Annotated in this window: 27 protein-coding genes; 22 read left to right on the top strand and 5 right to left on the bottom strand. The window is 63.6% G+C overall.

The genetic code is table 11. The features are described 5' to 3' along the window. The first annotated feature begins 45 nt into the window (after positions 1-45). The gene (locus FHT76_RS10245; protein WP_259126772.1) at positions 46-957 is read left to right on the top strand and encodes an SDR family oxidoreductase; all 912 of its coding nucleotides are present in this window, start codon (positions 46-48) and stop codon (positions 955-957) included. Positions 958-963: 6 nt separating this feature from the next. Here FHT76_RS10245 and FHT76_RS10240 read toward each other — a convergent pair whose 3' ends face one another. After that, complete coding sequence (locus FHT76_RS10240) at positions 964-1,308, bottom strand: MmcQ/YjbR family DNA-binding protein (protein WP_183859610.1); 345 nt, start codon at positions 1,306-1,308, stop codon at positions 964-966. A gap of 253 nt (positions 1,309-1,561) precedes the next feature. Between FHT76_RS10240 and FHT76_RS10235 the strand changes: the two genes are divergently transcribed. Then, positions 1,562-2,131 (top strand): hypothetical protein, encoded by a 570-nt coding sequence (locus FHT76_RS10235; RefSeq protein ID WP_183859608.1) that lies wholly within the window; start codon positions 1,562-1,564, stop codon positions 2,129-2,131. Positions 2,132-2,174: 43 nt separating this feature from the next. Continuing rightward, positions 2,175-3,641 (top strand): DNA-packaging protein, encoded by a 1,467-nt coding sequence (locus tag FHT76_RS10230; RefSeq protein ID WP_183859606.1) that lies wholly within the window; start codon positions 2,175-2,177, stop codon positions 3,639-3,641. A gap of 4 nt (positions 3,642-3,645) precedes the next feature. Here the strand turns inward: FHT76_RS10230 and FHT76_RS10225 are convergent, their stop codons facing one another. Then, the gene (locus FHT76_RS10225) at positions 3,646-3,777 is read right to left on the bottom strand and encodes a hypothetical protein (protein ID WP_259126774.1); all 132 of its coding nucleotides are present in this window, start codon (positions 3,775-3,777) and stop codon (positions 3,646-3,648) included. A 150-nt stretch (positions 3,778-3,927) separates the two neighbouring features. Between FHT76_RS10225 and FHT76_RS10220 the strand changes: the two genes are divergently transcribed. Together FHT76_RS10220 and FHT76_RS10215 are read left to right on the top strand one after the other, a co-directional pair. Next, positions 3,928-4,614 carry a glycoside hydrolase family 19 protein gene (locus tag FHT76_RS10220; protein WP_183859604.1) on the top strand — a complete coding sequence of 229 codons (687 nt, stop codon included), beginning with the start codon at positions 3,928-3,930 and terminating at the stop codon, positions 4,612-4,614. A gap of 19 nt (positions 4,615-4,633) precedes the next feature. Further along, positions 4,634-4,942, top strand: a complete 309-nt coding sequence (locus FHT76_RS10215) for a Dabb family protein (protein ID WP_183859602.1) — start codon at positions 4,634-4,636, stop codon at positions 4,940-4,942. A 52-nt stretch (positions 4,943-4,994) separates the two neighbouring features. On the opposite strand, the gene FHT76_RS10210 is transcribed toward FHT76_RS10215, so the two are convergent. Beyond that, positions 4,995-5,975 carry an SDR family oxidoreductase gene (locus FHT76_RS10210; protein WP_259126775.1) on the bottom strand — a complete coding sequence of 327 codons (981 nt, stop codon included), beginning with the start codon at positions 5,973-5,975 and terminating at the stop codon, positions 4,995-4,997. Between the two features lie 235 nt (positions 5,976-6,210). Between FHT76_RS10210 and FHT76_RS10205 the strand changes: the two genes are divergently transcribed. The 8 genes from FHT76_RS10205 to FHT76_RS10170 all read left to right on the top strand — a co-directional run bounded on the left by FHT76_RS10205 (position 6,211) and on the right by FHT76_RS10170 (position 12,578). Beyond that, positions 6,211-7,467: a sensor domain-containing diguanylate cyclase gene (locus tag FHT76_RS10205; protein ID WP_183859598.1), complete on the top strand. Its 1,257-nt coding sequence runs from the start codon at positions 6,211-6,213 to the stop codon at positions 7,465-7,467. Positions 7,468-7,539: 72 nt separating this feature from the next. Next, complete coding sequence (locus tag FHT76_RS10200) at positions 7,540-8,697, top strand: phage portal protein (protein ID WP_183859596.1); 1,158 nt, start codon at positions 7,540-7,542, stop codon at positions 8,695-8,697. Positions 8,698-8,869: 172 nt separating this feature from the next. Beyond that, a complete protein-coding gene (locus tag FHT76_RS10195) occupies positions 8,870-9,187 on the top strand; it encodes a DUF6107 family protein (RefSeq protein ID WP_259126776.1) in 318 nt (105 codons plus the stop codon). 35 nt (positions 9,188-9,222) lie between these two features. Continuing rightward, the gene (locus tag FHT76_RS10190; protein WP_183859592.1) at positions 9,223-9,807 is read left to right on the top strand and encodes an HK97 family phage prohead protease; all 585 of its coding nucleotides are present in this window, start codon (positions 9,223-9,225) and stop codon (positions 9,805-9,807) included. A gap of 11 nt (positions 9,808-9,818) precedes the next feature. Further along, complete coding sequence (locus tag FHT76_RS10185; protein ID WP_259126777.1) at positions 9,819-11,078, top strand: phage major capsid protein; 1,260 nt, start codon at positions 9,819-9,821, stop codon at positions 11,076-11,078. A gap of 75 nt (positions 11,079-11,153) precedes the next feature. Further along, positions 11,154-11,723, top strand: coding sequence for a head-tail connector protein (locus FHT76_RS10180; RefSeq protein ID WP_259126778.1), 570 nt, complete (start codon positions 11,154-11,156; stop codon positions 11,721-11,723). Further along, entirely contained in the window at positions 11,723-12,058 is a 336-nt protein-coding gene (locus FHT76_RS10175; RefSeq protein ID WP_259126780.1) for a phage head closure protein, read from the top strand. The genes FHT76_RS10180 and FHT76_RS10175 overlap by 1 nt, the downstream gene beginning before the upstream one ends. A 100-nt stretch (positions 12,059-12,158) precedes the next feature. Continuing rightward, positions 12,159-12,578: a DUF3168 domain-containing protein gene (locus FHT76_RS10170; RefSeq protein ID WP_259126782.1), complete on the top strand. Its 420-nt coding sequence runs from the start codon at positions 12,159-12,161 to the stop codon at positions 12,576-12,578. 4 nt (positions 12,579-12,582) lie between these two features. Here the strand turns inward: FHT76_RS10170 and FHT76_RS10165 are convergent, their stop codons facing one another. Next, positions 12,583-12,975, bottom strand: coding sequence for a GFA family protein (locus tag FHT76_RS10165; RefSeq protein WP_259126783.1), 393 nt, complete (start codon positions 12,973-12,975; stop codon positions 12,583-12,585). A 98-nt stretch (positions 12,976-13,073) separates the two neighbouring features. Next, positions 13,074-14,288 carry an MFS transporter gene (locus tag FHT76_RS10160; protein WP_259126824.1) on the bottom strand — a complete coding sequence of 405 codons (1,215 nt, stop codon included), beginning with the start codon at positions 14,286-14,288 and terminating at the stop codon, positions 13,074-13,076. Between the two features lie 238 nt (positions 14,289-14,526). Between FHT76_RS10160 and FHT76_RS10155 the strand changes: the two genes are divergently transcribed. The 9 genes from FHT76_RS10155 to FHT76_RS10115 all read left to right on the top strand — a co-directional run bounded on the left by FHT76_RS10155 (position 14,527) and on the right by FHT76_RS10115 (position 22,637). Further along, on the top strand, positions 14,527-15,171 hold the full coding sequence (locus FHT76_RS10155; RefSeq protein ID WP_259126785.1) for an HAD family hydrolase: 645 nt from the start codon (positions 14,527-14,529) through the stop codon (positions 15,169-15,171). A gap of 79 nt (positions 15,172-15,250) precedes the next feature. Then, a complete protein-coding gene (locus FHT76_RS10150) occupies positions 15,251-15,658 on the top strand; it encodes a phage major tail protein, TP901-1 family (RefSeq protein ID WP_259126786.1) in 408 nt (135 codons plus the stop codon). Further along, positions 15,655-16,014 carry a gene transfer agent family protein gene (locus FHT76_RS10145; RefSeq protein ID WP_259126826.1) on the top strand — a complete coding sequence of 120 codons (360 nt, stop codon included), beginning with the start codon at positions 15,655-15,657 and terminating at the stop codon, positions 16,012-16,014. Before FHT76_RS10150 ends, FHT76_RS10145 begins: the two co-directional genes overlap by 4 nt. Next, on the top strand, positions 15,936-16,259 hold the full coding sequence (locus FHT76_RS10140; RefSeq protein ID WP_210296583.1) for a rcc01693 family protein: 324 nt from the start codon (positions 15,936-15,938) through the stop codon (positions 16,257-16,259). Before FHT76_RS10145 ends, FHT76_RS10140 begins: the two co-directional genes overlap by 79 nt. After that, the gene (locus FHT76_RS10135; protein WP_183859575.1) at positions 16,249-16,794 is read left to right on the top strand and encodes a phage tail tape measure protein; all 546 of its coding nucleotides are present in this window, start codon (positions 16,249-16,251) and stop codon (positions 16,792-16,794) included. Before FHT76_RS10140 ends, FHT76_RS10135 begins: the two co-directional genes overlap by 11 nt. 7 nt (positions 16,795-16,801) lie before the next feature. Next, the gene (locus FHT76_RS10130) at positions 16,802-17,443 is read left to right on the top strand and encodes a TIGR02217 family protein (protein WP_183859573.1); all 642 of its coding nucleotides are present in this window, start codon (positions 16,802-16,804) and stop codon (positions 17,441-17,443) included. Then, positions 17,440-18,324, top strand: a complete 885-nt coding sequence (locus tag FHT76_RS10125; RefSeq protein WP_183859571.1) for a DUF2163 domain-containing protein — start codon at positions 17,440-17,442, stop codon at positions 18,322-18,324. Before FHT76_RS10130 ends, FHT76_RS10125 begins: the two co-directional genes overlap by 4 nt. Further along, entirely contained in the window at positions 18,321-18,770 is a 450-nt protein-coding gene (locus FHT76_RS10120) for an NlpC/P60 family protein (RefSeq protein WP_183751800.1), read from the top strand. The genes FHT76_RS10125 and FHT76_RS10120 overlap by 4 nt, the downstream gene beginning before the upstream one ends. Positions 18,771-18,803: 33 nt before the next feature. Then, complete coding sequence (locus FHT76_RS10115; protein ID WP_183859569.1) at positions 18,804-22,637, top strand: glycoside hydrolase/phage tail family protein; 3,834 nt, start codon at positions 18,804-18,806, stop codon at positions 22,635-22,637. Positions 22,638-22,654: the final 17 nt, after the last annotated feature.

The raw sequence follows: 22,654 nt of genomic DNA, 5'->3' as shown, positions 1-22,654 counted from the left end.
GAATGGTGAAAATCCAGTGGCGTGCTCTGGTGTGGAGGACAAGCAATGGCAGTGCTTTCAGGAAAGATTGCCCTCGTGGCCGGCGGCACGCGCGGTGCCGGTCGCGGCATTGCCGTGGAACTCGGCGCCGCCGGCGCCACCGTCTACGTTACCGGCCGCACGACGCGGGCACAGCAGTCGGAATATGGCCGCCCGGAGACGATCGAGGAGACGGCGGAGATGGTGACCGCTGCGGGCGGGGAGGGGATCGCCGTTCGCGTCGATCATACCGTGCCGGCCGAGGTCGAGATGCTGGTCGAGCGCATCCGCCGCGAACAGGGTTGGCTCGATATCCTGGTCAACGATATCTGGGGCGGCGAGCACCTGACGGAATGGAACAAGCCGGTCTGGGAGCACTCGCTGGACAAGGGGCTGCACATGCTGCGGCTGGCGATCGACACGCATCTGATCACCGCGCATTTTGCGCTGGCGCTGATGATCGAGCGTCCCGGAGGGGTGCTGGTCGAACTGACCGACGGCACCGCCGAATACAACGCGACCCACTACCGCCTCTGCCCCTATTACGATCTCGTCAAGACGGGCGTGATCCGCATGGCCTGGGCGCACGCCAAGGATCTCGCCCCGCATGGCGCAACCGCGGTGGCGTTGACGCCCGGCTGGATGCGTTCGGAAATGATGCTCGATATCTTCAGCGTCACCGAGGAGAACTGGCGCGACGCGACATCAGTGCAGCCGCATTTCGTCATCTCCGAGACGCCGCGCTTCACTGGCCGGGCGGTGGCAGCCCTTGCCGCCGATCCGGAACGCGCGCGTTGGAACGGCCAGTCGCTGTCGAGCGGCGGGCTTGCGAAGGTCTACGGCTTTGACGACCTGGACGGCTCCAGACCGGACTGCTGGCGCTACATGGAAGAGGTGATGGAGGCGGGCAAACCCGCCGACGCCACCGGCTACCGTTGAATCAGTTTAGCCGGAGGGGATGATAACGAACTGTCTTTGCAGCGTTTTCGGCGCCGCGTTCTGCCACGACCTGCGTACCAGATCCTGCACCAGTTCGTCGCTCGCCTTGCCGTAGAAGAGCCGGGTCGAGCCGCGCTGCCCCCAGCCGCCCGGGACGGCGGCCGTATCGTCGGGCGCCACCGCTAACGTCATATGCTGCTGGTCCGGCGTCAGGCGGACGACACAGTAGTCCTGCTCCGGCATCGTCAGGAATATCTTGCTGCGCACGCGGAAATCGCGGGTGCCATGATGCGTGCTCTCCACCGCCTCCGGCAGGCTGAGCGCAAAGGAAATGAGCTCTTCCTGGTTCATGACGTTAAAATTAGCACATGCTGATGGAGGCAGACCAATCAGAAAAACTCAAGCAGCCGGTACTTTCGGAAAATTTTCAGCAGATAGGAAAATAATCCTTGACGGCGTGACGGTCGCTTGATAGGGTTATGGCATAGTCGGAAAGTTGCGGGCGCGGCGAAGTGCTGGCCCCAAGCTTTCCGGATCTGCAAGCCGGGCGTTCGACCCGGCTTTTGTATTTCTGGCCGCCAGGCAGCCGTCAGCGAGGGTCCCGATGATCGATATCGAGAGTTTCGAACCAGAGCTTTACGGCTTCTGGCCGCAGAGACGTGCTTATGGCGATCTGCTGCATCATGAAGCGGATGACGCCCAGGCGAGGGCGGCGGCTGAGGCCTATTTCCTTGAGATCAAGTCCGGTCCGGCCTCACCTGCCGAGGAGCTGCGGGTCCTGCTCAACGAGATGACGGCGGAGATGCGCGACCAGTTCATCGCTTTCCGCGAATTGCGACGGGCTGCGGAAGCGACTTGCTCAGGCGGCGACGAGGCAGCGGCAAAGCTTGCGCGGGCCGATCTGAAGGCGGCGACCGATGCGATGTCGCTGATCGTGCGCACGCTGGAGAAGGTCGATCAGCTGCAGCGGCAGACCGCGCGCGACCGCGAGCTGGCCGCGGAAGAGAATGACGCTGCGATGGGGCTTGAAGATGCGAAGAAGCGGTTTCTTGAGCGCATCGACGAGCTGGCGGAACAGCGGGCGCGGCAACTGCTTGCCGAGTGGCAGGTTACCGGTCCTCCCGGTCAAGGTGACGCCGCTGCCGGCGACGCTCGCCAAGCCGATACCGGCTAAGGGTCAAGTGTCGCGGTCTCTCCGGCGCCGGCTTGAGAAAACCATGGCACGGCATGGCAAGGAGATGACCTTCATCGCAGCGGAACGGACAACGGTTCGGACGGTCGTGGCGGCCGGTGTGCAGCAGGGCGCGACCCTGGCGACGGAGATGAGCCCAGCGGCGATGCCGCTCGCAACCTCCGGGCCCTCGTGTCCGACCGAGGTTGATCGGCTGGACGGGGCTGCGGGACCGGCGGAGCGGATGCCCATGGATGACCCCCTGGTTCGCTTTGCCGACGAGCGTGGGCTCTGGAACCCGCTCGACGGTCTCTGGAGTTTTTCCGGCCGTCTCGAACAGCAGCCGCCGGCGGGCGACTGGCGCACCTGGCTGATCCTCGGTGGGCGCGGCTCCGGCAAGACGCGGGCAGGGGCCGAATGGATTCATGCGCTGGCGAGCGCGGAACGGCGTTCCGATCTGCGCATCGCCTTGATTGCCGAAACGCTCGGCGACGCGCGCGAGGTGATGATCGATGGTGTCTCCGGTATCTGCCGAATCGCGCGGCGGGGATGCCCGGAGTTCGAGATTTCCCGGCGCAGGCTCGTCTGGCCGAATGGCGCGGTGGCACAGATCTTCTCGTCCGAGGATCCGGAAAGTCTGCGCGGCCCGCAATTTCATTTTGCCTGGTGCGACGAGCTGGCGAAATGGAAGCATGGGCAGGAGACATGGGACATGCTGCAGTTCGGCCTGCGCCTCGGCAGTTTTCCGCGCCAGCTGGTGACGACGACGCCGAGGCCGGTGCCGCTGCTGAAGGAATTGATCGCTGATGCAGGCACGCGGCTGACACGGATCAGCACGCTTGCCAATGCGGCCAATCTGGCGCCGGGTTTTATCGATGCGCTGGCGCACCGCTACGGCGGCACGCGGCTCGGGCGTCAGGAACTCGACGGTGAACTGATTGAGGATCGCGAAGACGCGCTGTGGCGGCGCGAGATGATCGAGGCTGCCACGATCCGCTTCACTGGAGAGTTGAGACGTGTCGTGGTGGCGGTCGATCCGCCGGCGGCGGCCGGCGCGCAGTCCTGCTGCGGCATTGTCGTGGCGGGGCTGGAGGCGTCGGGGCGTGCGGTGGTGCTTGCCGATTGTTCGGTTCAGGGCGCAAGCCCGGCCGGTTGGGCGAGCGCGGTGGTCCGCGCCTACAGGCGCTTTTCGGCGGACCGGGTCGTGGCCGAAATCAACCAGGGCGGTGACATGGTGGCATCGATGCTAAGGAGTATCGACGAGAGCCTGCCGGTCTCGACCGTGCGCGCGACGCGCGGTAAATACTTGAGGGCTGAACCAGTCGCGGCACTCTACGAGCAGGGGCGGGTTGCCCATGCCGGGAGGTTTGTCGCGCTGGAAGACCAGATGTGCGACTTTGGTCCGGACGGGCTTTCGTCGGGCCGTTCGCCAGACCGGCTGGACGCGCTGGTCTGGGCGTTGACGGCACTGATGCTGGAGGGACATGGAGAGCCCCGGGTGAGGGGCGTCTGAAGGACTAGCGTTGAGGTTGCTGTTGTGCCGGGCGCGGCGCTTGCTGCTCCGGGCGAACCTGACGCCATTCGTTTTCGAGCTGGTCGACGACATGCTGGGGAATGGTCGGCTGATTGCTGTTGGCCGGCTGCTGCATGCTCTCCTCCAAGGGCTTGATTTAACGGTGAGTTAATCACTGGCACGGCTTAAACTGCGTGTAAATCAGGCGCTTAAACACTTTAAACGATTGAATTAATTTTAATCGATTGAGGCGTACAACGCCGTACCACTTTTTGAGGCGGTTACTATGGTTATCCACATCGACAGGCCCTTCTTCTTCGACACGGTGCGCGACGCGCTGTTCAAGGGAACGCTTAATCAGCCTCAGGTGGAGGGGATGACGGCGATTCTCGATTTCTGGGAATCGCGGATGCCGGATGCCGATCCGCGTTGGCTCGCCTACATCCTGGCGACGGCCTACCACGAGACGGCCTTTACGATGCAGCCGGTGCGCGAGACACTGGCGGCTACCGACGCCCGGGCGATCGAGATCCTGGAGAACGCCTATGCGTCAGGCAAGCTCTCCTGGGTGAAGACGCCTTACTGGCGCCCTGACGAGGACGGCAAGAGCTGGCTTGGCCGCGGCCTGGTGCAGCTCACTCACAAGCGGAATTACGAGGCCATGAGCAAACTGACAGGCATCGACCTGGTCGCGGAGCCGGACCGGGCGATGGAGATGGATGCCGCCGTTTCGATCCTGATCGAAGGCATGGTGCGGGGCTCCTTTGCCAATCACAAGCTCGCCGACCACCTGAACGAGACGACGGATGATTGGGTTAATGCCCGCCGCATCGTCAATGGCACCGATAGGGCGGAAAAGCTCGCCGGCTACGGCAAGACGTTCCTTGCTGCCATCCGCCACGAACAGCCGGCGGGATGGCTTGCGCGGTTGAAGGGCTGGCTCCCGCGTGCTATCGCGCGGGTCTTCGGCTAGACCCTGACAGGAGTTCCGCGTGATCCGCCACATCGTCTTCTTCACAGCGCCCGCGGAGCAACTGGAAAAGGTGCGCGCCGGCCTGTCGATCCTGACGGCGATCCCGCATGCGCGGCTGCTGGAGATCGGAACCAACATCAAGACCGACCAGCTCGGCACTGACGTCGACCTCGTGGTCTACGGCGAATTCGACGATGAAGCCGCGCTTGCAGCCTACAAGGCGCATCCAGACTACCAGCGCTCCATCGACCTCGTGCGCCCGATCCGCGAAATGCGGATGGCGGCGGATTACGAGAGCGACGCGGCGGTGAAGCGGCCGCTGCGGTAATGCCGCTGCGGCCTGCTCTTCACGTTACAGAGGCGGAAGGCAACAAACGAGCCTAGCCAAGAGCACTCTGCTCGGCGCAAATCCTGTCGATCAGAACATCGAGTTCACCCTTCGGCGGGCGATTTTGGGCGAGGCGCTGCTTCAGGTGCATGATCGGTTCCGCAAGGATCTCATCCAGACTTTCGGCACAGGTGAAGTCACCCGCCACCTTCTTGACCTTGGAGTTGTCGAAGATCGCAGTCCAGGCCTTGTCGCCGATCAGGGGACCTTCCCAGGCCGGATTATACTTGATCAGGGTCTCGGTCGGTACGTGAACGATCTTGGCCTCGACGCCGAGCAGTCTGCCGATCGCCCTTTGGATATCGTTCCAGATGTGCGCACGGTCGGACGTAATGTGGAAGATCTCGCGAAGTGCGGCCTGCTTGCCGAAAAGTCCGACGAAAGGTACCGCGAAATCGACAGAGCGGGTCAGCGTCCAGGGCGTGTGGCCATCGCCGGCGACAATGGTGGGGTCGCCGTCCAGCATGCGTCTTGCCATGACGTCGCTATCGCCCATCATGATCGGCAGTCCGGTGCGGACGGTGTGGCTGGGGCGAACGATCGTCCAGGCGAGGTTCTCGGATTGCTTGAGCAATTCCTCACAGGCGATCTTGGCCTGGCTGTAGGGCCAGTACGGATTGATCGCCGGCGTCTTCTCGGTGATCACGTAATGACGAGCCGGCTTCTCGTAGACCGAGGCCGAGGAGATGAAAATGTACTGGCCGCAATGGCCTGAAAACACTTCGATATCGCGCGCAATCTGGTCGGGCGTGAAGGCGATGAACTGGCACACGACATCGTAGTTGGCCTTGGCGAGCTCCGCGTATTCCGGCGACCCAAGTTCGCCGACGATCGAGGTCACGCCTGCAGGCAAGGGGTCTTGTCTCAGGCCGCGGTTGAAGATGCTGACATGATGACCCTCGGCAACGGCGCGCTCGACGCACGGGTAAGAGATTTGGCCGGTGCCGCCAATGAAAAGAACATTCAAAGCCATGTGGGGACCTCAGTAGGTGACGGGCGGGATCAGGGTCACCTTCATAGCGCGAAAGGGCGTGGGCGTCTTGCGCAAATCTGGCGAGGCTATGGCGTCCCGGACGGCAAGCAGGCAGGCCTGCCTCTCCCGTCCCACTCTGACAAGCCATCGATATTGTGATGGGGAAAGCGGTATTGAATTTCTTCACGAATGTATGAGACGCATGCTATCTCAGCTGGGCTAGGAGCGATGCTGCATGGTGGTTGTGAGGGCTTTCGGGACATCGTCCTTGGACGCGAAAAAGCGGGAAATCGAGCGTCTCGCGGCGCTGGAGCAGCTTGACCTCCTCGATACCCCGAAGGACGAAGGCTTCGAGCGCATCGTGCGCCTGATAAAGGAGATCTTCGCGGTCGACATCGGCCTGGTGTCTCTCATCGACGCGCATCGGCAATGGTACAAGGCGTGTTCCGGTCTGGCGGCGGACGAGGTTCCGCTTGAAGATACCTTCTGCCGCTACGTGGTCGACCGCGAGGAGCCGATTGTCGTGCAGGACGCTACGCGCGATCCGCGGTTCGCGCACAATCCGGCCGTAACGGGAGAAAGCCACGTTCGGTTTTACGCTGGCGTGCCTTTGAAAACCAAGGGTGGCCACGTTATCGGAACGGTATGTGCGATCGATCGCCGCCCCAGATCATTCAGTTCCAGGGACCTTTTTGTTCTCCACGAACTGGCGGGCGTCGCGATGGACCGGATCGAGCTGCTGCAGTCGGCAGCAACCGACAGCCTCACGGGCACGCTTACCCGCCGCGCCTTCCGGCAGGAGGCCGATCAACTTCTGTCGCTTGCCTTGAGACATCAGCATGACCTGTCCTGCATTGTTCTGGACATCGACCGCTTCAAGAGCGTCAACGACACCCATGGCCACGCCGTGGGGGATCAGGTGCTTCATGCGGTCACTGAAACGTGCAAGGCGAACCTGCGGGTGGGAGATCTGTTCGGCCGGCTCGGGGGCGAGGAGTTTGCCATTCTCCTTCCGCATATCAATCGCGAAGGGGCAGTCGCCGTCGCCGAAAAGGTAAGGATGGCGATCGCGTGCCTGCCGATCCGAGGAGCTTTCGGCGAATTGAACGTGACGGCAAGTTTCGGCGTTTCGGCGCTTTCGATCATCACCAGGGATATCGAGACGCTGTTGGCTCAGGCCGATGCCGCGATGTACCACGCCAAGCACAACGGTCGAAACCGATGCGTGTCGTGGAACTCCATCGGTGCTGATGGTCCGACCGGCTCTCGCCGTCGCGTTCTGAAAGCAGGGTCCATCATGTTCAATGACCGCCGCTCGACGATCGATTGCACCATAAGGTCGCTCGGCACCGACAGCGCGGGGCTCTCCGTCTCCAGTTCCGCTGGCATACCTCCGGAATTCGTCCTGATGATCAAGGGCGAGGGTTTCGAGACCAAATGCCGGATCGTGGCGCAGGACCGGCAAACCATAGAAGTCGCCTTCAAGGCCTGATCGGGCTTCACCTGCGATTGGCTGTCATCACGCCACAGGCTCGAGAGTCCGCCTAACTCCAGGATACCAACCATGAGATTGAGATCATTGCTGCCGTGGGGCTCCGCGGCGGGTCGCAAAGCCGTGCCTGAGACGAAGACCGCGGGCGGCTTCATGTCGTTGACCGCGGAAGGGCGGGCGAGCTGGACTGGCCGCTCATACGCCGCCCTGTCGCGCGAGGGCTTCATGAAGAACCCGGTCGCGCATCGCAGCGTCCGGCTGATTGCTGAAGCCGCCGCCTCGGTGCCGTGGCTGCTCTACGAGGGCGATCGCGAGCGACCGGATCATGCGGTGCAGTCGCTGCTTGGGCAGCCGAACGGGCGCATGAGTGGGCCTGATTTCTTCGAGGCGCTCTACGGACATCTGCTTCTGTCAGGCAACGCCTATGTCGAGCCGCTGCTGGTCGGCGGCAGCCTGCGCGAACTGCATCTGCTGCGGCCTGATCGCATCGGCATCGTCGAAGGCAGGGACGGGTGGCCCGAGGCCTATGATTATCGTGCCGGCGGTTCCGTGCGCCGATTTCCGGCCGAGACGGAAGGGCTGGGTCTGCTGCACCTGAAGCTCTTCCATCCGCTCGACGATCATCTCGGTTTCCCGCCGCTGGCAGCGGCTCAGGTGGCGCTCGATCTCTCCAATGCAGCCGCGACATGGAACAAGGCGCTGCTCGATAATTCGGCCCGCCCGTCAGGCGCGCTGGTCTACCAGCCGAAGGAGGGCGGCAATCTCTCGCCCGACCAGTACGAGCGGCTGAAACAGGAACTCGACGAGGGCTATTCCGGCCCGATGCGCGCCGGACGTCCGCTGCTTTTGGAAGGCGGGCTCGACTGGAAGTCGATGGGGTTGTCACCGAAGGACATGGATTTCGTCGAGGCGCGCAATGGCGCCGCCCGCGACATCGCACTCGCCTTCGGCGTGCCGCCAATGCTGCTCGGCATTCCCGGCGACAACACCTACGCCAATTATCAGGAAGCGAACCGCGCCTTCTACCGGCTGACGGTGCTGCCGATGCTGACGCGCACCGCCGCCTCGCTCTCGGCCTGGCTCTCCGGCCACTACGAGGATCGTCTGCGGCTGGAGCCCGATCTCGACAAGGTCGCCGGGCTGGCGGCCGAGCGCGATCAGCTGTGGACGCGGGTGGGAAGCGCAGCCTTCCTGACCGACGAGGAGAAGCGGCAGGCAGTGGGGTACTGAACGCCTGCGCCGGCGCATGAATCAAACTCTGAGCGCCTGGACTCAATATTCAAACAAACCCACCCAAGCGGTTCAAAAGATTCGCTGAAATGCGGGGACGACACGCTGAAATCGGCGGCGCCAAGTCGCGACTGCGGCTGATTTTTCCTGCCTTCAACCAAGGATCCCTGCGATGACAGACCTTTCCAACGATGCCGGGCTCTGGGCGACCAGGGCGCTCGGTGCGTCGGCGGGGGCGGCGGTGTCGCTCGTCTACCTCCTGCCGAAAAGCCGGCGGGAGGCCGCCAGCCGCTTCTTCACCGGCCTTGCCTGCGGCACGATCTTCGGCGGGCCGACCGGTATCTGGATTGCCGAAAGGCTGGCGCTGGCGGATCGCCTCTCGGCCTCCGAGATCGTGCTGTCTGGATCAGCGGCGGCAAGCCTCTGCGCCTGGTGGGGTCTCGGCATCCTGTCGCGCATCGCCGGGCGATACGGTGCCCGCGGGCGCTAGCCCGCAAGCCCATTCCAACAAACGAGGAGAGCATCATGACCGCAAGCCGCGCGCTGGCGCGATCACCCATGGGCGCGGATACGCGCAAGTTCGCCAATCTGGAGCTCAGGGGGCTGAAGCGCGACGGCAGCTTTTCCGGCTATGCCAGCGTCTTCGGCGAAGTCGATCTCGGCAAGGATGCGATCGAGCGCGGCGCCTTTCGCAAGTCCTTGGCCGAGCGCGGTGCGGGCGGGGTGCGTATGCTCTTCCAGCATGACCCGGCCGAACCGATCGGCGCGTGGAAGACGATCCGCGAGGACAGCCGCGGCCTCTATGTCGAGGGCATGCTCGCCGAGGGTGTCTCCCGGGCACGCGAGGTGCATCAGCTCCTGAAGAACGGCGCGCTCGACGGGCTTTCGATCGGTTTCCGCACCGTGCGCGCCAAGACCGATGCGAAGTCGGGCGTGCGCCGCATCCTCGAAGCCGACCTCTGGGAGATCTCTGTTGTGACTTTCCCGATGCTGCCTTCGGCGCGCGTCCAGAACATCAAGAATGCGCGGTGGTTCCGCGACAAGGAGACCGAGCTTGTCCGCGCCATGCGCCGGGCCGCCCGGATGATGCTGACAGAAACCTTCAGATAGGAAAACGGGACATGACCGACATGCATGAGACAGGTTCGCGGATCGCGCCGGAGATCAAGGCGGCGCCTGAGATGACGGCTGCCTTCGACGAGTTCATGGAGGCGTTCGAAGCCTTCAAGGATACCAATGACCGCCGCCTCGGTGAGATCGAGGAAAAGCTGACGGCCGATGTCGTCACCCGCGACAAGATGGACCGCATCACGAGGGCGATGGACGAGCAGAAGAAGGTGCTCGACCAGCTGGCGCTGAAGAAGGCGCGGCCGCCGCTCGGGCGTGGCAGCGCAAACGGCGTCGAGGCCAACGAGCACAAGGCGGCGTTCGAGCAGTATATCCGCCGCGGCGACGAGGCCGGCTTGCGCGAGCTCGAGGCCAAGGCGATGTCGGCGGGATCAGGGAGCGACGGCGGCTATTTCGTGCCGCCCGAGACGGACACCGAGATCGGCCGTCGCCTCTCCGTCGTCTCGCCGATCCGCTCGCTTGCGACCGTCCGCCAGGTCTCCTGCTCGGTTCTGAAGAAGCCGTTCGCGACCTCGGGCATGGCGGCCGGCTGGGTGGCCGAAGCGGCGGCCCGCCCGCAGACATCAAGCGCGCAGCTTGCCGAACTCTCCTTCCCGACCATGGAACTGTACGCCATGCCGGCGGCAACGCAGGCGCTGCTCGACGATGTCGCCGTCGATATCGAGGCCTGGATCTCGAGCGAGGTCGATACCGTCTTTGCCGAGCAGGAGGGCACGGCCTTCGTCAATGGCGACGGCACCAACAAGCCGAAGGGCTTCCTCGCCTATACCGCGGTCGCCGACAGCGCCTGGAGCTGGGGCAATCTCGGCTATATCGCGACGGGTGCCGCGGGCGCCTTCAAGACGACGGGTGCCTCCGACACCCTGATCGATACGATCTACTCGCTGAAGGCCGGACATCGCCAGAACGCCAACTTCGTCATGAACCGCAAGACGCAGGCCGAAGTCCGCAAGCTGAAGGATGGCGACGGCCGCTATCTCTGGCAGCCGCCGGCAACGGCGGGCGAGGCGGCTTCGCTCGTTGGCTTCCCTGTTGTCGAGGCCGAGGACATGCCCGATATCGCAGCCAATGCGCTGTCGATCGCCTTCGGCGACTTCCGCGCCGGCTATCTCGTCGTCGACCGCACCGGCGTTCGCGTGCTGCGCGATCCCTATTCCGCCAAGCCCTATGTGCTCTTCTACACGACCAAGCGTGTCGGTGGTGGGGTGCAGAACTTCGAGGCGATCAAGCTCATCAAGTTCGCCGTGAGCTGATCCTAGGCAAGGCGGGTGCGGCTGCCCGCATCCGCCTGCCGAAAATGCCTGCGCCACACCAATCCAGGATCGTCAATGACCTATGCACTGATTACCCCGCCTGACGCGGAAGCGCTGACGCTTGCCGAAGTGAAGGCCCATCTGCGGCTCGACGACGGCAGCGAAGACGCGCTGCTGGCCTCGCTGATCCGCGTCGCCCGCGAGCATCTGGAGCGCACGACGGGCCTCTGCCTGATCACGCAGGTCTGGCGGCTCCATCTTGAATCGATACATGAAGATCGTGTGATTCAGATTGCCAAGGGGCCTGTGCAAGCCATTGAAAGCCTGAATGTTTACGATGAAGCGGGCGAGGAAGTGGTCTTGCCCGCGACCGGCCATGTGCTCGACGGCAATGCCCGGCCGGCGCGTCTGGTGCTTGATCGGAATGTGGATTCTGCCATCGCCGCGAACGGCATCGAGATCGATTTTTCCGCCGGCTTCGGCGAGAGCGGTGCCGAGGTGCCTGATACGCTGAAGCGGGCGATGCTGATGCATGTCGCCCAGATGTTCGCCTTCAGGGGTGCCGTGGCAGTCGAGGATCAGCCGGCGGACATTCCTGTCGGTTATGACCGGCTGGTCGCACCGTTCTTGATCCGGAGGCTCTGATGCGATCCGTCTTCTTCGATCCGGGGCAGATGACGGCTCGGCTTGAACTGGAGGCACCGGAAGAAGCGCCGGACGGACAGGGCGGTGCCAACGTTGCCTTTACCGCTGTTGCCTCGGTGTGGGCGCGGATCGAGCCGCTGGCCGAAGTACGGGAAGAGCGGGCCGGTTCAGATGTCTTCACGCTGACACATCGCATCTGGCTACGGTTCCGCACCGACATAAGGGCCGGGATGCGACTGCGCAAGGGCGACCGGCTGTTCGCCATAGGCACCTGGCGCGACCCTGATGAAACCGGCCGCTATCTCTGCTGCCTCTGCGAGGAGGAAGGACGATGAACACCGCCATGGCGATCACACTCCGCGATTTGGCGGAGATCCTGGCGCGGCTGTCGCGAGGGGGGTGCCGCAAGGCCGCGGGCAAAGAGAGGTGGGAGCGATGAGCGCAGCCAATGAACTGCTGACGGCGATCCATGCACGCCTGACCGGCGATGCCGAGCTTCTCGGCATGATCGGTGAGGACGGTATCCGCGATCGGCTGGTGACCGGACGAAAGCTTCCTTGCGTGCTGATTGGAGAACTCGTCAGCAACGACTATTCGACCTCGACCGAGAGAGGCGAGGAGCATCTGTTGTCGCTCGAAATCTGGGTCGACGTGGGTGGGCGAAGGCAGGCGCAGCTGGTGGCCTCGCGTCTCCACGCCCTGCTGCAGGATGCGGCGCTCGATCCTGGCGAGCACCACCTCGTCAGCCTGTTGCATGTCAGGACACAGAGCCGGCGGGAACCGAAGACGAAGCTGTATGTTGCCGAACTGCGCTTTCGGGCTGTCACGGAGCCGATTGCCGCCGTTACGGCGTAGCGGGCTACTCCTCGAAACGGCTCGTGGCGTCGCGATCGCGTTCGTAATGTCTCGACAACGGAAAAGGTGGCAGCCACGACTCGCGGCGGATGGTCCAGAGTTCGTAAGTTGGCTGCAACTGGTCGGGAGCATCGAGCGATCCGAGGTTCACCTCGACTTCATCTCCGGAGCGCCCGAAAACCGGGGAGCCGCAGTGGGGGCAGAAGAACCGCCCGTCGTACGCACCTGTTTCGCCTTCGATCGTCACCGCATCTTGGGGAAAGATCGCCGATGCATGGAAAAGCGCGCCGTGATGCTTGCGGCAGTCGAGACAATGGCAAATGCCGACCCGATAGGGGCGTCCGGTTGCGACAAGGCGGACATTGCCGCAGCGGCAGCCGCCGGTGAAACGGTCCATGTTGCTTCTCCTCCACGATCAGGCGGTGGACCGCCTTGCAATGAAGATGGAGTGGCGGCTGCAAATGTCCCGTCCATTGCGGCAGCTGCCTTCATCACTCAGGCCGGTTGGTACACCCTGGTCGCCGCTTTGACCTGTGCAGCCAGCATCAGCACGAAGCCCAGCGAGATGACGGCGAGCGCGGCGCAGGTGGCGATTGCGGTTCCGGCACCGGCGCGATCGAGGATCGCCGTGAAAACGACGGGCGCGATGGCGTTGGCGAGGTTCTGCGGCAGCGACAGGCGGGCCGATTGCAGCCCGAATTCGCGCGGCGAGAACAGCGCGAGCGGCAGCAGCGCGCGGGCGACGGTCATGACACCGGAGCCGAAGCCGTAGAGCAGGATGAAGCTGATCAGAAGCGGCGTCGAGGGCGGTATCACCAGCATCATCAGGAAGCTCGATACCATCAGGCTCACGCCCATCGCGGCGCTGAGGATCGGATTGCCGCGACGCCCGAGGAGCATGTCCAGAAAGCGGGCCGAGACGCCGATCACGCCGCGCGCCGAACCGAGCTGCAGCGCCAGCGCCGGTGAGGCGCCGGACTGGCGCAGTATTTCAAGCAGCGATGGCGATACGCCGAAAGTCACGAAAGTCGATATCGTCGTTGCGGCGGCAATCAGCAGGAAGGCCTTGCGTTGTCCCGCTGGCGAAAGCGGCACCGGCGTTTCCTGTGCGGCGGCGCCGTCGGCGGTGAAGGCGATCGGCTTCGGCAGGGCGAAAACATGCAGCGGCAGGCAGACAAAGAGCTGCAGAGCCGCGCAGATGAGAAACGTCATGCGCCAACCGGCGGTCGCGTTGAGCTGGCTGAGGATCGGCCAGAAGATCGCGCTCGAAAGGCCGGTGAACAGCATCAGGATGGCAATCACCCGTTTGCTGTCGGGGCCGGCGCGCTCGACGACGGCGGTATAGGCCGGAGCGGAAAGGCCGAAGGCGCCACCGGCGCCGATGGCGATCCAGGCAAGCCCATAGAGGACGATGCCGTGCGCGGCTGACAACAGCAACAGGCCGATCGTGAAGGTAATCGAGGCGGCGGCGAGCACGCGCGCGGCTCCATGTCGGACGAGCAGGCGGCCGGTCGTCGGGCCGGCGAGGGCACTGACAACCATCATGATGCTGAGCCCACCGAAGACCACCTCGTTCGGCAAGCCGAGATCCGGCGCGATGACGCGCCCCATGACACCGAGCATGTCGAAGGTGGTGCCCCAGCCAATCAGCTGCGTGACGGCAAGCACGGCAATCGTCTGCACCGAGCGCAGGGGGATGGATCGAGACATGAGGCGGGCTTTGACGCGAATGGGGTAGGGGCGGGCAAGGTCGTAGCAGCTTCGCCGACTGGTTGAAAGTGACAAGTGGATGACACCTACGGGCGCCGGCTGCGCCTGTTTTCTCTGTCGGAGCTGCCGCTCAGGAGGGAACCGATCGCAGCGTCGAGCACAATCGACCATTGTGGTTGCGTGGCGGTACTATTGGCGTAAGTTGTGTTGGATTGCGATTCAACAAAGCGAGTGGGCGGTGAAAATCTTCTTCGATGTCGACGGTGTGCTGATCGATGGATGGCACGCCAATCCGGAACTGCGCAAGCCTTGGGATATGACAATCGAAGACGATCTGGGTGTGGATCGCGATGCGTTCCAACAGCTCTTTTTCGGAACGCCTGGCGATCGCTCCCAAAGCCGGATGTTTGCATGCGTGACTGGGCAAAGCGATTTGAAGACAGCGCTTGCCGAAGTGCTTCCGCAGGTTGGCTATGCCGGCAGCGTGAGCTCTTTCATGCCGTATTGGTTTGAAAAAGATTCAAATCTCAATGCATCGGTTATTGAGCTGGTGTCCGAGCTGCGCCGGGCAGCCGATATGAAGCTGTATCTGGCAACCGGCCAGGAACATTTCCGCGCACGATATTTGTGGAACGACCTTGGCCTTTCCAGGCTCTTCGACGGCATTTTCTACAGCGCCGAGATCGGTCATCCCAAAAAGGATATCCGTTTCTTCGAGGCTATCAACGCCGCATTGGGGATTTCCGGCGATGAGCGCCCGCTGTTTTTCGACGATCAGCCCGAGATTGTAGCGCTGGCGGCGCAGGCGGGATGGGACGGCACGGCCTACTGCAGTGAGCAGGACATCCGGCGCCATCCGCGCCTGCGCGAATGGTGGCTGTAAGGGACAACACACCGGAGCGAGGCTCCCATTTGGAACTGCACGACGGCGCCTTCGGGCGCCATGTCGAAAGGATCGGACGATGGTGGCGCAGAAGGGCAAGGACCTGCTCCTGAAGATATTCAACGGCACGGCTTACGAAACGGTAGCAGGGCTGCGGTCGAAACGGCTGGCATTCAACGCTGAAACCGTCGACGTCACCGACGCCGAGAGCGCCGGGCGCTGGCGTGAGCTGCTGGGTGGCGCCGGCGTGCAGCGCGCGTCGGTCTCGGGCGCCGGCATCTTCAAGGATGCAGCCTCCGATGGCCTGGTGCGGAATGCCTTCTTCAACGCGTCGATCCTGAGCTGGCAGATCATCGTCCCCGGTTTCGGCATGGTGACGGGACCGTTCCAGGCGAGCGCGCTCGAATATTCCGGCCAGTATAACGGCGAGGTGATGTTCGAGCTGGCGCTGGAGTCGGCCGGCGCCATCAGCTTCGAGGCGCTCTGACGCGGGCGGCGGGTGCAAGGGCGAACCGGCGCCGCGGCGAGATCGAGGCTGTCATCGATGGTGAACAGCGGATCCTTTGCCTGACGCTCGGCGCGTTGGCGGAACTGGAGACAGCGTTTTCCGCGGACAATCTCGTGGGTCTGGCCGAGCGCTTCTCGCGCGGACAGCTGAAGGCAGCCGACATGATCCGCATCATCGGCGCCGGCCTTCGCGGCGGCGGCAATCTCTATTCCGATCAGGAAGTGGCGGAGGCCAGCATCGATGGCGGCATTGCCGGTTGCGCTGTTGTCGTCGGCAACCTGCTTGCCGCGACATTCATCGGGGAGAGCGCGGAGATTGCCGCGCGCCCCCTTTAGCCGCAGCAGATATCGAGGCCGATCGCGCGACGCCTTTCCCCTGGGCGCGCGTCCTCCACGTCGGCCTCTGTCTGCTGCGGCTGCCTCCCGCAATCTTCTGGACAATGACACCCGTCGAATTTCACGCCGTTGCCGGTGGATTGGCGCCGCGCAGCGCCGTCGCCCGGGCCGATCTCGGCGCGCTGATGGCGCAATTTCCGGACGGCCTGACACCCTCGAAACGAAGGAACGATCATGGAGACTGACGACGCCGACCTCTCCGCCATGGCCGTGCAGGCCGAAACCCTGCAACGTACGCTCGATGGCCTAGAGACCCGCTCGCGCTCGTTCGGCTCGGCGCTGTCGAGCGCGCTGCGCAGTGCTGCCGATGGCGGCAAGGGCCTCGATGATGTGCTGCGCAGCCTCGGCAATCGGCTCGCCGATATCGCGCTGTCGGCCGGATTGAAGCCGCTGGAGACGATGATCTCGGGCGCTGCGTCGAACCTTCTCGGCGGTTTCGGCAAGCTCCTGCCTTTCGCCGATGGCGGCGTGGTTTCGCAGCCGACCTACTTCCCGATGGGCGGCAACATGGGCCTGATGGGCGAGGCTGGCAGCGAGGCGATCCTGCCGCTGAAACGGGGCGCCGATGGTGCGCTCGGCGTTGCTGCGTCAGGCGGATCGGCCGGCCCGCAGATCGTCTTCAACGTCACGACTTCGGATGCGCAGAGCTTTCAGAAGAGCGAAGCGCAGATCTCTGCGATGCTGGCGCGCACGGCGATGCGCGGCCAGCGCAACCTTTGAGGCAATCATGGCAAACGGCTTCCACGAGGTGCGCTTTCCGCTGCGCCTGTCGCTCTCGACGAGCGGCGGCCCTGTCAGGCGCACCGACATCGTCAACCTTTCCAACGGCCGCGAAAGCCGCAACAGCCGCTGGCGCGATGCGCGGCGCAGCTACGATGCGGGCTCTGGGCTGCGCTCTTTCACCGATCTCTATGAGGTCCTGGAGTTTTTCGAGGCGCGCAGCGGTGAACTCTATGGGTTTCGCTTTCGCGATCCGGTCGATTGGACGACTGGGCGACCGGATGTGCCGGTGACGGCATTCGATCAGCTTATCGGCACCGGAGACGGCACGACGGCGAGCTTTCAGCTTGCCAAGACCTACGGAGACGCGGCCGCGAGCACCGTTCGAACCATCCGCAAGCCGGCGGCAGACTCGGTGATCGTTGCCGTGGATGGCGTCGAGCAAGGCCCTTCCGCCTTTGCCTGCGATGCCGCGACTGGCCTCGTCAGCTTTGCTGCCGGTCATATTCCTGCTGCGGGTGCTGCCATTACCGCAGGCTTCGAATTCGATGTGCCGGTTCGCTTCGCGACGGGTCGGATCGACGTCAATCTGTCGGCCTTCAACACCGGACGGATCCCGACAATTCCGCTGACGGAGATTGTACCGTGAGAACCATCGACCCATCTCTGGCGATGCATCTCGATTGCGACGCGACGACACTTTGCCATGCCTGGCGAGTGATGAGGCGAGATGGCGTCGTCCTCGGTTTTACCGAGCATGACCACGACCTCGCCTTCGCCGATACCAGCTTCACCGCTGCCAGTGGCTTCTCTGCAAGTGCGACCGAGGAGGAGGCCGGTCTCCCGGAGGCGACCAGCGACGTTGCGGGCGGCTTCTCCAGCGATGCGATCACCGAGGACGACCTTCAACGCGGCGCCTATGACGGCGCCCGCGTGGAGGTTTTCCTCGTCAACTGGTCGGTGCCCGCGCAGCACTTGCTGATCAAGGTGCAGGAAATCGGCGAGGTCGTTCGCGATGCCGGTCAGTTTCGTGCCGAGCTTCGAAGCTTTGCCCATCGCCTGAACCAGCCGCAGGGGCGCGTCTACGGCAGGCGTTGTGATGCGGCGCTTGGGGACGGCAGGTGCGGTGTCGATCTGGCCCAGCCGCAGTTTCGCGCTGAAGGCATCGTGGTGCTGGTGCGTGATGAAAGCCATATCCAGGTTTCCGGTATCGGCAGCTTGGGCGACGGCTTCTTCCGTTTCGGGGAACTGGCTTTTCTTGATGGCGTAGCCGAGGGGCAAGGCGGGATCGCCGAGTCGTATTCTGAGACGGAAGGCGAGGTGACATTGTGGCTGCCGCTGACCGTCCTGCCTGAGATCGGCGACCGGGTCCGGTTGACGGCCGGATGCGACAAGGCTTTTGCCACCTGCCGAACAAAGTTTTCCAACCAACTGAATTTTCAAGGGTTTCCGCACATACCAGGTGCAGACTTCGCGTACACCTACGCCGATGACGAGACCGTTCACGACGGGAGCGCGCTGTTCAAATGAGACCCTTTGCAGAGAAGGTGCTGAACGCTGCCGAGAGCTGGATCGGAACGCCCTATCGCCACCAGGCGTCGACCAAAAGCGTCGGGTGCGATTGTCTCGGCTTGATCCGTGGCGTGTGGCGGGACGTCTATGGCGACGAACCGGAACTCCCGCCGCCCTATGCGCCTGACTGGGCCGAGCGCAGCGGCACGGACCGCCTGATGGCTGCGGCGCTGAAACACTTCGGAACGCCGCTGCCGCTGACGCAAGCGCAGCCGGGCGATGTGCTGCTGTTCCGCTGGCGGCCGGATATGGCGGCGAAGCATGCCGGCATTCTCGCCGGCGAACGGCAATTCATCCATGCCTATGAGCAGGCTTCGGTCGTCTGTTCGCCGCTGGTGCCGAGTTGGCGCAGGCGGATTGTGGCTGTGTTTCGCTTTCCCGAACGTTGCTCCGTTTCCGGCTGAAGCCGGCAATTCCTCTTCATTTTCCGGTGGTTCATGGCAACACTTCTCTTTCAAGCGGCCGGCGCTGCTCTCGGCAGTGTCTTCGGCCCGGTTGGCGCTGTCATCGGCCGCGCAGCCGGCGCGCTCGCCGGAAGCGTCGTCGATCACGCCTTGCTTTCCCGCAGCTCGACGGTTCGCGGGGCGCACCTTTCGACGGCGCGCATCCCCGGCGCAGACGAAGGGACGGCGATCAACAGGGTTTACGGAACGGCACGCGTGGGCGGAACGCTGATCTGGGCGACACGCTTCGAGGAGCAGGTGACGAGCGAGCGCAGGGGCGGAAAGTCGTCGAGTGGCGCGCGGGTCGAGACATTCCGCTACTTTGCCAATCTGGCGATCGGGCTTAGCGAGGGACCTGTCGCCTGTGTTCGCCGGGTCTGGGCTGATGGCAAGGAGCTCGACCTGACGCAGATCGAGATGCGGTTCTATCCCGGGGATCGTGATCAGCAGCCGGATCCCTTGATCGAGGCGAAGCAGGGAGCGGGCATGGCGCCCGCCTATCGCGGGCTTGCCTATGTCGTCTTCGAGCGGTTGCCGTTGGATTCCTATGGTAACCGCATTCCTTTGCTGCAGTTCGAGGTGATCCGCCCGATCGGCACGCTGGAAAACCAGATCAAGGCTGTCTGCATCATTCCCGGCGCGACCGAGCATGGTTATCGCACGGTCGCCGTCTCCGAAAGCACCGGGGCAGGCAGCGCGCGAGTCCTGAACCGCAACAGCCTGCAGGGGCTGACCGACTGGGAGGTCTCGATCGACGAGCTGACGGCGCTCTGCCCAAATCTCGAGCGTGTTGCGCTTGTCGTCTCATGGTTCGGGACCGACCTGCGCGCGGGCGAATGTCAGATCCTGCCGGGCGTGGAAGTGTCGGCGCGCAACGAAAGCAGCCCATGGTCGGTCTCCGGCTACTTGCGCGGAACCGCTCACCTTGTCAGCAGGAGCGGCGGCGGTCCCGCCTATGGCGGCACGCCCGACGACGCGAGTGTTGTCTCGGCAATTGCCGATCTCAAGGCGCGTGGGTTGGCGGTCTACCTCTATCCCTTCGTGATGATGGATATTCCAGCCGGCAACAGCCTCCCGGATCCCTATGGGGCTTCGGCTCAGCCTTCCTATCCCTGGCGAGGGCGGATCACCTGCTATCCGGCGATTGGCCAGGTGGAAACCGTGGACCGGACCGCAGAGGCTGCAGGCCAACTGTCCGCCTTCACCGGGGCGGCGCAGGCAACCGATTTTTTCGTTGACGGGCAGCGTGTGACCTATGTCGGCGGCGAGGCCAGTTACCGCCGCTTCATCCTGCACTACGCGCAACTGGCAAAGGCGGCGGGTGGTGTCGACGGGTTCATTGTCGGATCGGAATTGCGCGGGCTGACGCAGGTGCGCGATGGAGCCAACAGCTTTCCATTCGTCGCGGCGCTGACGGCTCTCGCAGCCGATGTGAAGTCGCTCCTGCCGGCGACGAAACTGACTTACGGTGCCGATTGGAGCGAATACTTCGGCTACCATCCGCAGGATGGAAGCGGCGACGTCTATTTCAACCTCGATCCGCTCTGGTCGTCGCCGGCGATCGATGCCATCGGCATCGACAACTACATGCCACTGGCGGACTGGCGGGACGACGATCTCGCGAACGCCAATCCTGATGGTTTCCGGACCGGCGATGACTTCCGGGCGTTGACCACCGCGATCACTGCAGGCGAGGGTTTCGATTGGTATTACGCGAGCGATGCGGCTCGCCGGGCGAGGCAGCGTAGTCCGATTTCGGACGAGCTTGTCGGAAAGCCTTGGGTTTTCCGCTACAAGGATATCGCGGGTTGGTGGTCCGATCAGCATCATGAGCGGATCGGCGGCGTGGAAATCCCGACGCCGACATCGTGGCTTCCGCGCAGCAAGCCTGTCTGGTTCACCGAACTAGGCTGCGGTGCCATCGACAAGGGCGCAAACCAACCGAACATCTTTGCCGATCCCAAGTCCGCGGAAAGTGCTGTTCCCTACTTTTCCAACCGTACGCGCGCCGACACCATGCAGCGGCGTTTTCTGGAGGCCCATCACACGTGGTGGGGCGGTGGCGGTCCTCTGGCCGGAATGGTCGATCCGGCGCACCTTTTCGTCTGGTCGTGGGACGCGCGGCCCTTTCCTGCCTTTCCGCAGAATACCTCGACATGGAACGACGGTGCCAACTGGCGTATCGGACATTGGCTGAACGGCAGGCTCGGCAGCGGCACGCTGGCTGAGGTGGTGGCTGCTCTGCTGCGAGATCACGGCTTTGACAATTTCGACGTGTCTGAGGTGAGCGGCGATCTGTTGGGATATGTGCAGGGGGATATCGCATCCGCGCGCAGGCTGATCGAGCCGCTCCTGGAAGCGTTTCAGATCGATGCGATCGAGGATGCGGGGCGTCTGCGCTTCCGGTCGCGCATGTGGGCGAGCCTGCCGGCGCTGCCGGTCGACATTCTTGTGGACCGCGAAGACGAGCCGCTATGGCAGGAAACGCGTGGTCATGACAGTGATTTTGCGGCTGAAGCCCTGCTGAGCTTCTACAATCCCGACCTCGATTACGAGCAGGCAAGCGCTCGCTCCCATCGCGTGTCGCAATCGACAAATCGGATCATTGAGCAGGACCTCAATGCCGTCATGCCCGAGGAGACGGCGCTTGCCGCCGCCGAGGCATTGCTGCGCGACAATCGCGTTGCCCGGCGGTCCATCCGGTTCTCGCTTCCGCCGAATGAGGTGCGTATCCAGACTGGCGACGTAATTGCGCTGCCCGGACCACCGGGCCGGTTCCTGATCAGCCGCGTCGAGGATGGTGAGGCACGCCGGGTGGAGGCGCGCGAATTCGCCTCGTCTGTCGGCAGTACGGCGGGGACGATTGCCGCCGGAAAGCCGAGCGGCGAGGGCGGCTCGAACCTGTTTTCCCCGATCGTCCACTTGATTGACCTGCCGCGGTTCGATGGCAACGATCCGTCGAGCTATGCCCGGGGCGCAGTCTTTGCAAAACCGTGGACGACGGTCGGGCTGTCGTCGTCTCCCACGAGCGAAGGTTACAAGGGTAGGGTGCTGCTCGATCGGCCGGCGCGGATCGGCACGTTGACAAGTGCGCTTGCGGCAGGGGTTATCGGCCGCTTCGACTGGTCGCGACCGCTTGAACTCGATCTGTCCTATGGCGGCCTCGCCTCGGCACCTGCGACTTCAGTCCTGAACGGCGCCAACCTTCTGGCGGTCTTGTCGGTCCGCAATGTCTGGGAAGTCCTGGCGTTCCGAGAGGCCGAGGAGATATCGCGCGGGCGTTGGGCGCTGCGCGGCTTGCTGCGGGGGCTTGCCGGCACGGAGGATGCGATGTTTTCGGGGGCAGCAGTCGGATCGGCCGTTGTGCTGCTCGACGAGGCGGTGAAACCGCTTGGCCTCGGCAGCGACGAAATGGGCCTGCGATTGAATTGGATTGCCGAAACGGCCTCATCGACGGGGAAGACAGGTCCCTTCGCCTTCGAGGGCGGGTTGCGGGCGCAGACGCCGCTTGCCCCCGTCCACATCCGATGCGCACGCGGCGACAACGGCGTGAAGATCACCTGGATCAGGCGCGGGCGCGACAGCGCCGACAGTTGGCTCGCAGCCGATATTCCCCTCGACGAGCCGTTCGAGCGGTATCGTGTCGAAATTCTGGATGGCGACGTCGTTCTGAGAGCGAACGAATCCGACAGAGCGCAGTGGATCTATCCGTCCGCCGACGAACTTGCCGATTTCGGACAACCGCAAAACAGTCTCAGCCTGCGTATTCGGCAACTGGGCGAACGCGTGCCGCTCGGCATTCCTGCACGCGTGACATGTGCTTTCTAAATTTCATCGTGAAGGAG

This window comes from Rhizobium sp. BK176, assembly GCF_024808055.1.
This window is presented reverse-complemented; position numbering and strand designations above follow the sequence as displayed.